11 protein-coding genes are annotated in these 13,787 nt (G+C 35.7%); all 11 read left to right on the top strand.

Annotated features, from left to right (window positions below; genetic code table 11):
• Nucleotides 1-93 precede the first annotated feature (93 nt).
• The 11 genes from nuoF (at nucleotide 94) to B11cv2_RS03025 (ending at nucleotide 13,604) form a co-directional block, all read left to right on the top strand.
• The gene (gene nuoF / locus B11cv2_RS02975; RefSeq protein WP_100693245.1) at nucleotides 94-1,401 is read left to right on the top strand and encodes an NADH-quinone oxidoreductase subunit NuoF; all 1,308 of its coding nucleotides are present in this window, start codon (nucleotides 94-96) and stop codon (nucleotides 1,399-1,401) included.
• Between the two features lie 66 nt (nucleotides 1,402-1,467).
• Nucleotides 1,468-3,537, top strand: a complete 2,070-nt coding sequence (gene nuoG / locus B11cv2_RS02980; RefSeq protein ID WP_100693246.1) for an NADH-quinone oxidoreductase subunit NuoG — start codon at nucleotides 1,468-1,470, stop codon at nucleotides 3,535-3,537.
• 24 nt (nucleotides 3,538-3,561) lie between these two features.
• Nucleotides 3,562-4,608: an NADH-quinone oxidoreductase subunit NuoH gene (gene nuoH, locus B11cv2_RS02985; RefSeq protein ID WP_100693247.1), complete on the top strand. Its 1,047-nt coding sequence runs from the start codon at nucleotides 3,562-3,564 to the stop codon at nucleotides 4,606-4,608.
• Between the two features lie 13 nt (nucleotides 4,609-4,621).
• Complete coding sequence (gene nuoI, locus B11cv2_RS02990; RefSeq protein WP_078673740.1) at nucleotides 4,622-5,113, top strand: NADH-quinone oxidoreductase subunit NuoI; 492 nt, start codon at nucleotides 4,622-4,624, stop codon at nucleotides 5,111-5,113.
• A 98-nt stretch (nucleotides 5,114-5,211) separates the two neighbouring features.
• Nucleotides 5,212-5,832, top strand: coding sequence for an NADH-quinone oxidoreductase subunit J (locus B11cv2_RS02995; RefSeq protein WP_100693248.1), 621 nt, complete (start codon nucleotides 5,212-5,214; stop codon nucleotides 5,830-5,832).
• Between the two features lie 13 nt (nucleotides 5,833-5,845).
• Nucleotides 5,846-6,154 (top strand): NADH-quinone oxidoreductase subunit NuoK, encoded by a 309-nt coding sequence (gene nuoK / locus B11cv2_RS03000; RefSeq protein WP_100693249.1) that lies wholly within the window; start codon nucleotides 5,846-5,848, stop codon nucleotides 6,152-6,154.
• 6 nt (nucleotides 6,155-6,160) lie between these two features.
• Nucleotides 6,161-8,125: an NADH-quinone oxidoreductase subunit L gene (gene nuoL / locus B11cv2_RS03005; protein ID WP_100693250.1), complete on the top strand. Its 1,965-nt coding sequence runs from the start codon at nucleotides 6,161-6,163 to the stop codon at nucleotides 8,123-8,125.
• Nucleotides 8,125-9,594, top strand: a complete 1,470-nt coding sequence (locus tag B11cv2_RS03010) for an NADH-quinone oxidoreductase subunit M (RefSeq protein WP_100693251.1) — start codon at nucleotides 8,125-8,127, stop codon at nucleotides 9,592-9,594. Before nuoL ends, B11cv2_RS03010 begins: the two co-directional genes overlap by 1 nt.
• Nucleotides 9,595-9,611: 17 nt before the next feature.
• Nucleotides 9,612-11,066, top strand: a complete 1,455-nt coding sequence (gene nuoN / locus B11cv2_RS03015; protein ID WP_100693252.1) for an NADH-quinone oxidoreductase subunit NuoN — start codon at nucleotides 9,612-9,614, stop codon at nucleotides 11,064-11,066.
• The gene (locus tag B11cv2_RS03020) at nucleotides 11,066-11,875 is read left to right on the top strand and encodes a biotin--[acetyl-CoA-carboxylase] ligase (RefSeq protein ID WP_100693253.1); all 810 of its coding nucleotides are present in this window, start codon (nucleotides 11,066-11,068) and stop codon (nucleotides 11,873-11,875) included. Before nuoN ends, B11cv2_RS03020 begins: the two co-directional genes overlap by 1 nt.
• A 52-nt stretch (nucleotides 11,876-11,927) precedes the next feature.
• Nucleotides 11,928-13,604 (top strand): ribonuclease J, encoded by a 1,677-nt coding sequence (locus B11cv2_RS03025; protein WP_100693254.1) that lies wholly within the window; start codon nucleotides 11,928-11,930, stop codon nucleotides 13,602-13,604.
• Nucleotides 13,605-13,787 lie beyond the last annotated feature (183 nt).

Here is a 13,787-nt window from a genome sequence, read left to right on the forward strand (position 1 = left end):
CTTAATATAAAAGAGAAGTTTTGGGAAAAATATTGAAAAATTGAATTAGGAAAATGCTAAAAATGCATTCAGTTATAGAAAAAAAGGTGGGGTATGCTGGCTGATAAGGATCGCATTTTCACCAATATTTATGGTTTTAAAGATAAATCATTGAAAGCTGCAGTATTGCGTGGACATTGGGATGGTACCAAAGCAATTATTGAAAAAGGCCGTGATTGGATTATTGATGAAATGAAAGCATCAGGCTTACGTGGCCGTGGAGGTGCTGGCTTTCCTACTGGTATGAAATGGTCCTTTATGCCAAAACAAAGCGATGGTCGGCCTCATTATTTGGTTGTAAATGCAGATGAGTCGGAGCCAGGAACATGCAAAGACCGTGATATTTTAAGACATGATCCTCATACTTTAATTGAAGGATGTGTTATTGCCACTTTTGCAATGGGAGCAAATATTGCTTTTATTTATGTTCGTGGTGAATATATTCGTGAGCGTGAAGCGCTTCAAGCTGCAATTGATGAGTGCTATGAAGCCGGATTACTTGGCAAAAAGACTAAATATGGTCATGCTTGTGATATTATTGTTCACCATGGTGCTGGAGCTTACATTTGCGGTGAAGAGACAGCCCTTCTTGAGAGTCTTGAGGGGAAAAAAGGTCAACCTCGATTAAAACCTCCGTTCCCTGCAAATATGGGTGTTTATGGTTGTCCAACAACCGTTAATAATGTAGAATCTATTGCAGTTGTTCCTACGATTTTACGTCGAGGTGCCTCGTGGTTTTCGTCGATTGGTCGGGCAAACAATGTTGGGACAAAATTGTTTATGGTTTCTGGACATGTTAATGCGCCTTGTACGTTTGAAGACGCTCTAGGTGTTTCTTTTCGTGAATTAATTGAAAAACATACAGGTGGTATTCGCGGTGGATGGAGTAATCTTTTAGCGGTTATTCCAGGGGGAGCTTCTTGTCCAATTGTTCGTGGAGAAGATATGATAAATGCCATTATGGATTTCGATGGGATGCGAGATGTTGGCTCTTCTTTTGGAACGGGTGGTATGATTGTTATGGATAAATCAACTGATATCATTAAGGCAATTTGGCGTATAGCAGCTTTTTTTAAACATGAAAGTTGTGGTCAATGTACTCCTTGTCGTGAAGGGACTGGATGGATGATGCGTCTTTTGGGGCGTATGGTTGAAGGAAGGGCGCAAAAACGCGAAATTGATCTTTTGTTTGAAGTTTCTAAGCAAATTGAAGGGCATACTATTTGTGCACTTGGAGATGCTGCGGCATGGCCTATACAAGGATTAATCCGTAATTTTCGTTCAGAGATTGAACGAAGAATTGATGATTATACGCGAAGTGCAGTTCAAAGTAAAAATGTTGCTTTGGAAACAATAAAATAAAGAGTTTTGTTTTTAAAAATAATGAAATACAAATGAGAAGTAGGTTATTCGCGAGCTGGATTGGTGATGATAAGTATTAAAGTTGATGGTAAAGAAATTGAAGTTCCTGACTATTACACACTGCTTCAAGCTGCTGAGGCTGCGGGTGCAGAGGTTCCACGTTTTTGTTTTCATGAAGCTTTATCAATTGCTGGGAATTGTCGTATGTGCTTGGTAGAGGTCAAAGGTGGGCCTCCAAAACCACAAGCTTCTTGTGCTATGGGCGTTCGTGATTTACGATCAGGGCCAAATGGTGAAATGCCTGAAATATTTGTTAATACGGAAATGGTCAAAAAAGCCCGTGAAGGCGTTATGGAGTTTCTTCTCATTAACCATCCATTAGATTGTCCTGTATGTGATCAAGGTGGTGAATGTGATCTTCAAGATCAAGCAATTTTTTATGGTCGTGATTGTTCTCGTTATACAGAAGATAAACGTGCTGTTGAAGATAAGTATATTGGGCCTCTTGTAAAAACTGTGATGACACGGTGTATTCATTGTACACGTTGTGTTCGTTTTACAACAGAGATTGCAGGTGTTTCAGATCTTGGTTTAATTGGCCGTGGTGAAGATGCTGAAATCACAACATATCTTGAAAGAGCAATGACATCTGAATTGCAAGGCAATGTTATTGATCTTTGTCCAGTAGGTGCTTTAACTTCAAGACCTTATGCGTTTTGTGCACGTCCATGGGAATTAATTAAAACAGAGTCGATTGATGTGATGGATGCTCTTGGTAGTGCTATTCGCATTGACAGCCGAGGGCGCGAAGTTATGCGAATTGTACCACGCGTTAATAAAGATATAAATGAGGAATGGATTTCAGATAAGACACGTTTTATTTGGGATGGATTGCGCACTCAAAGGCTTGATAAACCGTATGTTCGAAAAGATGGAAAACTTCAGCCTGTAAGTTGGTCGGAGGCTTTTGAAAAAATTAAAACGGTTATATCTGAAACTTCAGCAAAAAAAATTGGAGCAATTGCTGGAGATCTTGTGTCTATTGAGGAAATGTATGCTCTTAAATTATTGTTGCTTTCATTAGGCTCAAAGGCCTTTGATTGTCGTCAAAGGGGTATGATTTTATCTCCTGAATTAGGCCGTTCGAGTTATATTTTTAATCCTACTATTGCAGGTATCGAACGTGCTGATGCAATATTAATTGTAGGATCTAATCCGCGTGTTGAGGCTGCTGTTTTAAATGCACGTATTTTAAAACATCAACGAGTAGGAAGAGTTCCAATTGCGTTAATCGGAGAACAGGTCGATTTGCGTTATCCGTATTCTTATCTTGGGGCTGGTACTGATGCATTAGGTAAACTTATTAGTGGAGAGGATGCATTTTTTGATATACTAAAAAAAGCCGAGAGGCCCCTTATTCTTATTGGAGAGGGTGCTATTTCAGGTAAGGAAGGTTTATCTGTTTTAAAGAGTCTTGCAAAATTGGCAGACCTTGTTGGAGCTCTTAATGAAGAATGGAATGGATTTGGCATCCTTCATACTGCTGCATCAACTGTTGGAGGATTAGATATTGGCTTTACCTATAAATTGGGAGTTGAAAATATTGTTAAAACCTGTGAGGTTCTATTTTTGCTTAGCGCTGATGAAGTAGAATTAACTAATAACAAAGCCTTTGTAATTTATATTGGAAGCCACGGTGATAATGGTGCACATGCTGCTGATGTGATTCTACCAGCGTCTACTTATACTGAAAAATCAGGGCTTTATGTTAATACAGAAGGTCGTGTTCAGATGACAAATCGAGCTGGTTTTGCTCCAGGTGAAGCAAAAGAAGACTGGGCTATTTTACGTGCTTTATCCGATGTTTTAAATAAAAAGCTCCCTTTTGATTCATTATCTCAATTGAGACAAATTTTATTTAATGATTTTCCACATCTTTGTGCCATTGATAATATAGCGCCTTCATGTATTAATGATATTAAAGCTCTGAGTTCACAAGTAATTGTTCTGAGTCCACACAAATTTACTTCTATGATTAAAGACTTTTATTTAACAAATCCAATAGCACGTGCTTCTGCAGTTATGGCAGAATGCTCGTCTCTTGCAAAAAGTCATGCTGCAGAAGCTATGAAGTAAGAACAAAAGGGAAAAGGAACAGTTATGTATGATTTCTTTATGGCTTGGCTATTGCCATTATTAATTATAGTGGGTAAAACGCTTATCCTTTTAGTTGTTCTTTTGGTTTTAATTGCCTATTTGCTTTATGCAGACAGGAAAATTTGGGCAGCTGTCCAATTACGACGTGGACCGAATGTTGTTGGTCCATGGGGATTATTGCAGTCTTTTGCAGACTTGATAAAATTTGCTGTTAAAGAACCGATTATTCCTGCTGGAGCTAATAAAGGTGTTTTCCTTCTTGCTCCTTTTGTTTCAGCGGCACTTGCATTATCGGCATGGGCAGTTGTTCCAGTTAATGAAGGCTGGGAAATTGCAAGTATTAATGTTGGTTTATTATATATACTGGCTATTTCATCTCTTGAAGTTTATGGTGTTATCATGGGAGGATGGGCATCAAATTCGAAATATCCTTTTTTAGGAGCTCTTCGTTCAGCGGCACAAATGGTTTCTTATGAAGTTTCAATTGGTCTTGTTCTTGTTACAGTTGTTTTAGTAAGTGGTTCACTAGATCTTACAGTAATTGTTCTTAAACAGAATAGTGGTTTTGGAAAGAATATTGGTTTGCCATTCAGTAGTTTTCTTGATTGGAATTGGTTAGTTCTTTTTCCAATGTTTATTATATTTTTTATTTCTGCGCTTGCAGAGACAAATCGTCCTCCTTTTGATTTGGTAGAGGCAGAGTCTGAGCTTGTTGCTGGACATATGGTTGAATATTCTTCAACTCCTTATATGCTTTTTTTTCTTGGTGAATATGTTGCAATTGTTTTAATGTGTGCATTAACAACTATTTTGTTTTTAGGTGGTTGGTTACCTCCTCTTGATGTATGGTGGCTTAATTGGATTCCTAGTGTCATTTGGTTTGTTCTGAAAGTTTGTTTTGTATTTTTTGGATTTGCTATGGTTAAAGCATTTGTACCCCGATATCGCTATGATCAGTTAATGCGCCTTGGTTGGAAGATATTTCTTCCTATTTCATTGGCAATGGTTGTAATGACCGCTGCTGTTCTGCAATATACTGGTTTAGCTTAAGAGGAAAGCTTATATGTCAAGTCTTATTCAAGCAGCAAAATCACTTCTTTTATTAGAATTCATAAGTGCCTTTTTTTTAGCAATGCGTCAGTTTTTTTCTCCAAAACCTACAATTAATTATCCCTATGAAAAAGGTTGTGTTTCTCCACGTTTTCGCGGTGAACATGCTTTGCGTCGCTATCCAAATGGGGAAGAACGGTGTATCGCATGTAAATTGTGTGAAGCAATTTGTCCCGCACAGGCTATTACAATTGAAGCAGGGCCTCGACGTAATGATGGCACACGTAGAACTATTCGTTATGATATTGATATGGTTAAGTGTATCTATTGTGGTTTTTGTCAAGAGGCTTGTCCAGTTGATGCTATTGTAGAAGGTCCGAATTTTGAATTTGCAACAGAAATGCGTGAAGAACTCTATTATGATAAAGAAAAGCTTTTAAATAATGGAGATCGTTGGGAGCGAGAAATTGCTCGCAATATATTAATAGATTCACCTTATCGTTAGGTGTATTGTTAAATGGAGAGTCGTTCGGTAATGTATCCGATAAGGGTAGTCTGGTATGGATTTTCATACCGATTGATTGATTGATTGAGGGGAAGTCTATGCTAACAGGTCTAGCAGCGGCATTTTTCTATATTTTTGCTTTCATTATGCTTATAAGTGCGGTCATTGTTGTTGCCGCACGTAATCCTGTTCATTCAGTCTTATTTTTAATATTGGCATTTTTTAATGCCGCAGCTTTATTTTTGCTTGCAGGAGCAGAATTTTTAGGACTTATCTTATTGGTTGTCTATGTTGGAGCTATAGCGGTTTTATTTTTATTTGTAGTTATGATGCTTGATGTTGATTTTGCTGAATTGAAAAGTGGTACACTTAGATACGCTCCTATTGCTGCTTTTATTGGTATTATTATTGCTATAGAGCTTATTTTTGTTTTTATTAGCGACAGCTTTTCTCCAGTTTCAGGAGTTCATACTACACAACCAACGCCAGATTTAACACAGCGAACAAATACTCAAGCGCTAGGAGATATTCTCTATACAGATTATGTTTTCTACTTTCAAATCTCAGGATTAATTTTATTAGTTGCAATGATTGGCGCTATTGTTCTGACACTCCGTCACAGATCAGGAGTTAAACGGCAGTCGATTGCAGTTCAAGTTGCGAGAACACCAGAAAGTGCAATTGAAATTAAAAAAGTTGAATCAGGTAAAGGTATTTAGCGGAAAGATTATTATGTACATTGATATTATTCATTATCTCACTGTTTCTGTATTGATATTTACAATTGGTATTCTTGGTATTTTTTTAAATAGAAAGAATGTAATTGTTATTCTTATGTCAATTGAGCTTATATTGCTCTCGGTTAATCTTAATTTTGTTGCGTTTTCAGCTTTTCTTCATGATTTAGTTGGGCAAGTATTTTCTTTATTTATCTTGACAGTAGCAGCTGCTGAAGCAGCAATTGGTCTAGCAATTCTTGTTGTATTTTTTCGTAATCGTGGTTCTATTGCGGTTGAAGATGTTAATGTGATGAAGGGCTGATACGTGATGTATTATATGATCGTTTTTCTTCCGCTTTTAGGTTTTTTAATTGCTGTAATAGGTGGAAAGACTATAGCTCCTCGTGCCAGTGAGCTTGTAACATCTAGCTTTATGATGATTGTTGCTGGGTTGTCATGGATATCTTTTTTAAGTATGGCTTTTAATAATGCTTCAACAGTTGATATACCGCTATTGCAATGGGTAGTTATTGATAAATTAGTGTTTAATTGGTCTTTGCATGTTGATACATTGACAGCTGTTATGCTTGTTGTAGTGAATAGTGTTTCAGCATTAGTTCATATTTATTCGATTGGTTATATGCATCATGATCCTTCAAGGTCTCGTTTTTTTGCTTATCTTTCTTTATTTACGTTTATGATGTTGATGTTGGTGACAGCTAATAATCTAGTTCAAATGTTTTTTGGATGGGAAGGTGTTGGCCTTGTATCTTATTTGTTGATTGGTTTTTGGTTTCAGCGGGATTCTGCTAATAAGGCAGCAATGAAAGCTTTTGTAGTTAATCGTGTTGGGGATTTTGGTTTTCTATTAGGAATATTCAACATTTTTGTTTTATTTCAGTCAGTTAATTTTGTAGATATTTTTACAAAAGCTGCAGATAATAATTTTATAAAGGGTATGACGTTTTTAGGTGGTCATTTTGGGGGACAAACAGTAATTACTATTACATGTCTTCTTTTATTTGTTGGCGCTATGGGTAAATCAGCACAATTTCTTTTACATACGTGGCTTCCTGATGCGATGGAAGGACCAACTCCAGTATCTGCGCTCATTCATGCAGCTACAATGGTAACAGCTGGTGTTTTTATGATTGCGCGTATGTCACCGATTTTTGAACTTTCTCCGAATGCTTTAACAGTAATTATTATTATTGGGGCAACGACAGCATTTTTTGCTGCAACTGTGGGAGTCGTACAAAATGATATCAAGCGCGTTATTGCTTATTCTACTTGTTCACAGCTTGGTTATATGTTTGTTGGGTTAGGGGTTGGAGCATATGGAGCAGCCATTTTCCATCTTTTTACGCACGCTTTTTTTAAAGCCTTATTATTTCTCGGAGCAGGGTCTGTAATTCATGCTGTTTCTGATGAACAAGATATGCGAAAAATGGGTGGATTATATAAACATATAAAAACAACTTATTGGATGATGTTTATAGGAACTATTGCCTTAACAGGCTTTGGGATTCCTGGAACTTTTTTTGGCACTGCAGGATTTTTTTCAAAAGATGTTCTTATAGAATCTGCCTTTGCATCGCATAATATTGCGTCAGAATATGCTTTTTGGCTTCTTATTTTATCTGCTTTATTAACGAGTTTTTATTCTTGGCGGCTTATATTTATGACATTTCATGGCAAGACACGTGCAACCGTTGATGTTATGCATCATGTGCATGAATCAGCTCCAGTGATGTTGGTTCCATTATTTATTTTATCTATCGGAGCATTGTTTGCTGGTGTAATTTTCCAGCCTTATTTTTTTGGTGACTTTTATGATGCTTTTTGGAAAGGTGCATTATTTACGGGAAGTCATAATCATATTCTTCATGAAGCACACAATGTACCTGACTGGGTAAAATGGTCGCCATTTACGGCGATGATTCTTGGTTTTACATTAGCGTATTTATTTTATATTCTAGTTCCTTCAATTCCTAAAAGAATTGCTGAATTTTTACCTATATTACACCGATTTCTTTATAATAAATGGTATTTTGATGAAGTTTATAATATTTTATTTGTTCGTTCTGCCTTCGGAATTGGTAACTTTTTTTGGAAAATAGGCGACAATAAGGTTATTGATGGTTTAGGCCCAAATGGCATTGCAGCGCGTATTAGTAATATCACAAATAAAGTTATTCGCATGCAAACAGGATATCTTTATCATTATGCATTTGCAATGCTGATTGGTGTAGCAACACTCATCACATGGATGATGATTAGGAGCTTAAATTGATGACCGACTGGCCTATTCTTTCTACTGTTATTTTTTTGCCGCTTGTTGGTGTGTTCCTGATTTTATTAATCAAGGATGATAGTGAAGTAGCAAAACGCAATATACGTAATGTAGCATTTTTTACGACTGTGTTTGTTTTTATTATTTCTTTAGTTATTTGGGCAGGATTTGATACTACAAACTCTGATTTTCAGATGGTTGAGAAATTCCACTGGTTAGGTAGTGGTATTAGTTACCATGTAGGTATTGATGGTATTTCTGTACTTTTTGTTGTTCTTTCAGCTTTTCTTTTACCTTTCTGTATTTTAGCAAGTTGGGATGCTATTCAAGATAGATTAAAAGATTACATGATTGCTTTTCTTCTTCTCGAAATTGCAATTATTGGAGTTTTTTGTGCTCTTGATGCAATCTTATTCTATATTTTTTTTGAAGGTAGCCTTATTCCAATGTTTATTATTATTGGTGTTTGGGGTGGGGCGCGTCGTGTTTATGCAAGTATGAAATTTTTCTTATATACTTTGCTTGGCTCAGTGCTCATGCTGGTTGCTATCATGGTTATGTATTGGGAAGCAGGAACACTTGATATACCAACTTTGTTAACCTATCAGTTTAATACACATATGCAGACGTGGTTGTGGCTTGCATTTTTTGCTTCTTTTGCTGTTAAAATGCCAATGTGGCCAGTTCACACATGGTTGCCTGATGCTCATGTGGAAGCACCAACAGCAGGCTCTGTTATTTTAGCTGGCGTATTACTTAAATTGGGCGGTTATGGTTTTATTCGTTTTTCGTTACCAATGTTTCCTATTGCTTCAGCGGATTTTGCTTCTTTAGTTTTCACATTATCGCTAATTGCGATTATTTACACATCTTTAGTTGCACTTGTTCAAAGTGATATAAAGAAACTAATTGCTTATTCATCGGTGGCGCATATGGGATATGTAACGATGGGTATTTTTTCTGCTAATGAACAAGGCATTCAAGGTGCTATTTATCAGATGCTATCGCATGGAATTGTTTCTGCAGCTTTATTTCTTTGTGTTGGAGTCATCTATAACCGCTTACATACACGTGAAATTTCAGCATTTGGCGGTTTAGTAAATAACATGCCTAAATATGCTGTTGTTTTCTTGATTTTTACTATGGCAAATATTGGGTTACCTGGAAGTTCAGGATTTATCGGCGAGTTTTTAACTCTAATAGGTGTTTTCCAAGTTAATAAATTGGTTGCTGTTTTTGCTACAACTGGCGTTATTTTATCAGCAGCTTATGCACTTTATCTTTATCGGCGTATTGTTTTTGGCTCTTTAGAAAAAGAAAACTTGAAAGTTCTTCTTGATCTATCACCAATAGAAAAATTCACCCTTTATCCAATGGTTATTATCATAATATTTTTTGGTGTTTATCCAACACCAATTTTAAAAACAACAATGTCTGCGGTAGAGTCTTTGATCAACCAGCTACACTAAATAAAAGATGAATGCTCATGCAAACTGAAATAATAACTCAATTAATGTTAATTCTTCCTGAGATTTTAATTGCCTTGGGAGGAATAGCACTGCTCTTAATCGGCGTTTATTCTGGGTCGCATTCATATTTAACTGTTACAGGTTTAGCGATTGCTCTTCTTATTGCAACTATTATTATCATGATGATCTTTCCAAAAAGTGGTTTTTTTTGCACAGATGCGCTCATCATTGATTCTTTTAGCCGCTATATGAAAATTTTAACGCTTATTGGTGCATTATTTGCTCTCATTATATCTGTTTCTTTTACCTGTGCTCAAAAATTTGATATATTTGAATTTCCAGTATTGGTTCTGTTTGCAACCCTTGGTATGATGTTTATGATTTCAGCAGGTAATATGCTGTCTCTTTATATGGGGTTAGAGCTACAATCCTTATCTTTATATGTTTTAGCTGCTATTAATCGTAATAATGTTAAATCCTCTGAAGCAGGATTAAAATATTTTGTTTTAGGTGCATTGTCTTCAGGATTACTTCTTTATGGTATTTCATTGCTCTATGGTTTTACTGGCCAAATTAGCTTCCATGAAATTGCATTGGCTTTAAAAGATGAGGTTGTGCAGTTAGGTGTTATTTTTGGAATTGTGTTTATTTTAGCTGGTTTGGCTTTCAAAATTTCTGCAGTTCCATTTCATATGTGGACTCCTGATGTTTACGAAGGCGCGCCAACACCTATTACAATGTTTTTTGCTGGTGCCCCTAAAGTTGCAGCAATGGCATTAATTATTCGTATAATTGTTGTTGCTTTTATTCCAATTGATAATACTGATAACCTTATGCCTGCATGGCAGCAAATTATAGTATTTATAGCGATTGCATCAATGATATTAGGTGCATTTGCTGCAATTGGTCAAAGTAATATTAAGCGTCTAATGGCTTATTCATCGATTAGTCATATGGGATATGCCCTTGTTGGGTTAGCTGCAGGAAATATGCTTGGAGTAAAAGGTGTTATTATTTATATGACCATTTATCTTGTTATGACACTTGGCTCATTTTCTTTCATTCTTGGTATGCGTTCACATGATGGAAATGTTGAAAATATTTATGATCTTGCAGGATTGGCAAAAACAAACCCATTTATGGCTATTATTATGACAATACATCTTTTTTCTTTAGCAAGTATACCACCTATGGCAGGTTTTTTTGGAAAATGGTATACATTTTCTGCAGCTGTTCATGCAGGTCTTATTCCGCTTGCTGTGGTTGGTGTATTGGCTTCTGTGATTAGTGCTTTTTATTATTTGCGTGTCATCAAAATTATGTGGTTTGATGATGCAAAAGCTGACTTTATTTCTTTATCAAGTGAACTTAAGTTTTGTCTTAGTCTTTCTGCATTGTTCATTTTATTTTATGTGTTTTTTGGAATTGTATTTTCTGAATTGGCAGAACAAGCAGCTGCAGCCTTGTTTTAGTGAATATGGTTTATGTGTTGTCAGACTTTGCACAAAAACAAGGGTATGATATTGAATCATATGAAAGTGTTGACTCAACAAATCTTGTTGCACAGCAAAAGGCGCATTCTGGACATCACGGGTATCTTTGGATTGTTGCGAATGAACAAACACAAGGAAGAGCTAGAAGAGGAAGAATATGGAGTAGTCCAAAAGGAAATCTGTATTCTAGCCTTTTATTAATTGATGATATTATTCATCAGACTGCTGCTCAACTTAGTTTTGTTGCTGGAGTAAGTATGTTAGAGGCTGTCAAACAATTTATAAAGAATGAAAAGCAACCTAACGACATTATTAGTTTAAAATGGCCGAATGATATTTTACTTAAAGGAGCTAAAAGCTGTGGGATTTTACTTGAACTTTTCAAACTAACTCCGCTAAAATATGCATTAGTTATTGGTATTGGTATGAATGTAGAATACCATTATGAAGATGCGCCGTATCCAACCTCAAGTATAAGGAATATTGGTTTAAATATTGATAAAGAACAATTGTTTACTGCTCTGACGCAATATTTTGCTGAAAATTATCTTCTTTGGAAACAACCCTGTGGATGTGATATAATTCGTAAAAAATGGCTTTTATATTGTTCTCATCTTGGACAACACATTACAGTAAACAGCGATGAAAGGATCATTGAAGGTATTTTTGATGGTCTTGATTGTGATTTTAACTGTATTGTACAACAAAAAAATGGTCAGCGAGCAATCATAACATCTGGAGATGTTCATTTTGGTTTAGCTACTTCTGCTGATGTAGATTGTAATTGACTTATAAAGTTTTATTTCAGCATGAGTTATCTTAATAATTTAGGAGACATTTATGACTGTTGCCAATAAAAATGAATTGGTTTTTTTACCTTTAGGAGGAGTTGGAGAAATAGGAATGAATCTAGCTGCCTATGGGTTTGGTCCTAAAGATTGTCGTGAATGGTTACTTGTTGATATGGGAGTTAGTTTTGCAGGTCCTGAATTACCTGGAGTAGATCTTATTTTGCCGGATATTCGTTTTTTAGAAAATGAAAAACATAATGTCTGTGGTCTTATTTTAACACATGCTCATGAAGATCATTATGGTGCTGTTCTTGATTTATGGCCAAAGCTTAAAATTCCAATTTATTGCACTTGTTTTACTGCTGGATTATTAGAGAGTAAAAGACAGTTAGATTTTGAATTTCATGAAATTCCAGTTAATATTTTTCAATCTGGCGATTGCTTTCAGATTGGACCATTTTCAATCGAAGCTATTTCTGTTAATCATTCAATTCCAGAAGCAGTTTCTTTAGCTATTACAACATCTTTAGGAAATGTGATTCATACTGGAGATTGGAAAATTGATCATACGCCTTCACTTGGGCCTATAACAGATGAAGAACGGTTTCGGGCTTTGGGGAATAAAGGTGTATTAGCTTTATTGTGTGATTCCACTAATGCACTTCAAGATGGTATATCACCATCAGAACAACAAGTTCAGAAAAGTATTTCTGAAATTATTTTGAAAGCTAGAGGTCGAATTGCTATTACAACTTTTGCCTCTAATATTGGCCGTATACGCTCAATTGCTCTTGCTGCTGAATCTGTTGGACGTCAAGTTCTTTTGGTAGGACGTTCTTTAAAGCGTAGTGTTATGGTCGCACAAGAGCTTGGTTATATGGATGATATAGCACCATTTATAACAGAAGAAGATTATAGCCATATTCCACCTCAAAATATTGTTTTGGTGGTAACTGGCAGTCAAGGTGAATCACGTGCTGCATTAGCAAAAATCTCGCGAAATGAAATGAAAAATATCGTTCTCTCTCCTGGTGATACAATTATTTATTCATCACGTAATATTCCAGGTAATGAAAAAGCTATTATTGATATACAAAATCGTTTTATTGATCAGGGTATTAACATTATTACCAATCGAGATGCTCTTGTGCATGTTTCAGGTCATCCCCGTCGTTCAGAACTTTTACAAATGTATGATTGGACAAAACCACAGATCCTTATTCCTGTACATGGTGAAGCAGTACATCTTACAGCTCAAGAAACTTTAGCACAACAAGTTGGCATAAAAACTGTTGCTAGAATTAGAAATGGTGATATATTTCGTCTTGCACCAGAACCAGTAGAAATTATTGATCAAGTTCCTGTTGGTCGTATCTATAAAGATGGTTTTCTGCTTGGTAATGAAGATGAATTAGGAATTCGTGAGCGTTGCAAATTAAGTTATGCTGGTCATGTTTCTGTTTCTCTTCACATGAATAGTAAGCATGATTTAATTGATGATATTGGTCTTATAATATTTGGTCTTCCTAAAAGCGATAGAGCAGGGGCATTATTAGAAGATATTCTTTTCAATGTTATTGAAAATGCCGTTAATAATATTCCGCGTGCAAAAAGAAAAGATAATGAACTTATCCGAGAAGCTGCGAGGCGTGCAGTAAGAGCAGCTGTTAATAAGATTTGGGGGAAAAAGCCTATTTGTGTAGTTTTTTTACATCGTTCAAAATAAAAGTATTTTAATATTCGATTATTTTTTATAAAAAGAAGATAAAATTATTTCAATTAGCTCATTGTACAAATACGGACTTCACACTTTTTATGTAAGTGCAGTTAAAGAAAGGATAGAAGATAATATTTCAATATTATTATCATATTTGCAAGCCTTCAGAATATAGCTATAAATACCACTTGT

This window comes from Bartonella sp. 1-1C (assembly GCF_002810325.1).
Taxonomy (GTDB): domain Bacteria; phylum Pseudomonadota; class Alphaproteobacteria; order Rhizobiales; family Rhizobiaceae; genus Bartonella; species Bartonella rochalimae.

Bases quoted from the DNA above. Each gene is read 5' to 3' on its own strand.
- nuoF (WP_100693245.1), top strand. From the start codon at position 94: ATGCTGGCTGATAAGGATCGCATTTTCACCAATATTTATGGTTTTAAA.
- nuoG (WP_100693246.1), top strand. From the start codon at position 1,468: ATGATAAGTATTAAAGTTGATGGTAAAGAAATTGAAGTTCCTGACTAT.
- nuoH (WP_100693247.1), top strand. From the start codon at position 3,562: ATGTATGATTTCTTTATGGCTTGGCTATTGCCATTATTAATTATAGTG.
- nuoI (WP_078673740.1), top strand. From the start codon at position 4,622: ATGTCAAGTCTTATTCAAGCAGCAAAATCACTTCTTTTATTAGAATTC.
- B11cv2_RS02995 (WP_100693248.1), top strand. From the start codon at position 5,212: ATGCTAACAGGTCTAGCAGCGGCATTTTTCTATATTTTTGCTTTCATT.
- nuoK (WP_100693249.1), top strand. From the start codon at position 5,846: ATGTACATTGATATTATTCATTATCTCACTGTTTCTGTATTGATATTT.
- nuoL (WP_100693250.1), top strand. From the start codon at position 6,161: ATGTATTATATGATCGTTTTTCTTCCGCTTTTAGGTTTTTTAATTGCT.
- B11cv2_RS03010 (WP_100693251.1), top strand. From the start codon at position 8,125: ATGACCGACTGGCCTATTCTTTCTACTGTTATTTTTTTGCCGCTTGTT.
- nuoN (WP_100693252.1), top strand. From the start codon at position 9,612: ATGCAAACTGAAATAATAACTCAATTAATGTTAATTCTTCCTGAGATT.
- B11cv2_RS03025 (WP_100693254.1), top strand. From the start codon at position 11,928: ATGACTGTTGCCAATAAAAATGAATTGGTTTTTTTACCTTTAGGAGGA.